Annotated in this window: 2 protein-coding genes; both read right to left on the reverse strand. The window is 54.0% G+C overall.

The features are described 5' to 3' along the window. Positions 1 to 224: 224 nt before the first annotated feature. On the reverse strand, positions 225 to 500 hold the full coding sequence (locus tag KHU29_RS21985) for a hypothetical protein (protein ID WP_211455456.1): 276 nt from the start codon (positions 498 to 500) through the stop codon (positions 225 to 227). After that, positions 476 to 1,435, reverse strand: coding sequence for an MFS transporter (locus KHU29_RS21990; RefSeq protein ID WP_211455457.1), 960 nt, complete (start codon positions 1,433 to 1,435; stop codon positions 476 to 478). Before KHU29_RS21990 ends, KHU29_RS21985 begins: the two co-directional genes overlap by 25 nt. Between the last annotated feature and the right edge of the window lie 205 nt (positions 1,436 to 1,640).

The following is a 1,640-nucleotide window of genomic DNA, read 5'->3' on the forward strand; positions in this document are numbered from 1 at the left end:
ATTTCACTATTTTCGACCAGTCTTCACTTATGTTTTTGTACTCTTCGGCGACCATTATCTTTTGCGAGATTCATTTTAATTTCGCAATGTTAACCCGCAATCAGAATTTTGGTTAGCGCGTATGGGGCTACCCCCGGCATGCATCCACGGAGTAACTACCGTTTTACGTAACGTGACATTTCGTCGCATGCTACAACATGTACTCCGTGGGCCGTTAAATAGGGTCAGACTCTGACCTCATTTAACTGCAATCCGCAGTACCAGACGCCGGCGGCTAGCTGCACTAAAAGTGCGATCGCCCATGATGCCCTGTGCGCAACCACGGCATAGCTACCGGTATCGTGCGGCCAGGCGTTGAGCAACAACCCGAAACCATACTGCACCACAAACGCACCGGCAAAGATCGCCAAGGTTAAACCGGTACTGACACGGCCAGCCAGATGCGTTGGAAATTCACGCACCAGCGATGCATACGTCAGCACGCCAGAGGTACCGAACACACCATACATCCCCATAACAACCAGCCAGGCAACGACACACCAAGCAGTATCAGCAGCTGCGCCAACATGAACAAAAACATCCCCGCGCCAGCAGTGGCATGCAAAGAAATTCCACGCTGCTGCAACCGCCGCGCCAACCAGCCCGAACCAACCGCCCCAACCACCATCGCCAAGCCAACCAGCGCCACAATATCAGCCGCAGCGGCAGCAGGCAGCCGACCAACATCCCGCAAATACGGCCCCGCCCACAACCCCTGAACACCAAGAAACGCACCCTGGCTAGCCATCACAAAAGGCGCCGTACGCCAAAACACCCCACTACGGAAAATCCCGCCAATGTCACACAATTGCGCCGCAAGACTGCTCTTCGAATGCTGCTCATCCTTCTCCGGCACCAACGTGAACAAGGCCAACACGATCATCATGATCAGCACCGCCACCACCACGAACAACACGCGCCAGGTGGTCAAACCCAAAGCCCAGGCAATCGGCGTCCCGGTAGCAACCGCACCCAAACCGCCAATCGCATAGATCGCGCCGTTCATCAAAGGCAAGTGATCATGCGGAAACCAGGTCACAATCGCCTTGAGACCCGCCATCAGGCAAGCCGACGTGCCAATCCCCAACAGCAAGCGCCCGATCAGCAAGCTGCCAAAACCATGCGCATTAGCCGACACCACAGCACCGGCCGCAGCCAGCAGCAGCAAGCAAGCCAATACCCGGCGCGGACCGAAACGGTCCAGCAAAATGCCAAGCGGCAGCTGGCAGGCAGCGAAAGCAAAGAAATACAAACTGGTCAGCAGCCCCAACTGAGCCGGCGACAACCCAAGTTCGCTGCTGAGCAAAGGCGCCAGCGGCAAATTGATGCCGCGCGCCAGATAAGAAATGAAATAGCCCGAGGAAAATATCAGGAAAACGCGGGTAGCGAGCTTCATGGTCGATCACTAATGAAAACAGAATGTAACGATAGTAAAGAGCAAATTAACCAGACGCCAACGAAGTGTTTTATCCTTAGGAATCTCTGATTAAGTAAACGCCCGACCGCATTGAAGCGTTAGACGAGGTATTCGAAACAAATTTGGATGAAGCCCATGAAACAAACGACACTTGCCATTGCTGGATTTGACAAATACGCGAAGA

It is taken from the genome of Collimonas antrihumi, assembly GCF_018304965.1.
GTDB lineage: Bacteria > Pseudomonadota > Gammaproteobacteria > Burkholderiales > Burkholderiaceae_D > Collimonas > Collimonas antrihumi.

Bases quoted from the DNA above. Each gene is read 5' to 3' on its own strand.
- KHU29_RS21990 (WP_211455457.1), bottom strand. From the start codon at position 1,435: ATGAAGCTCGCTACCCGCGTTTTCCTGATATTTTCCTCGGGCTATTTC.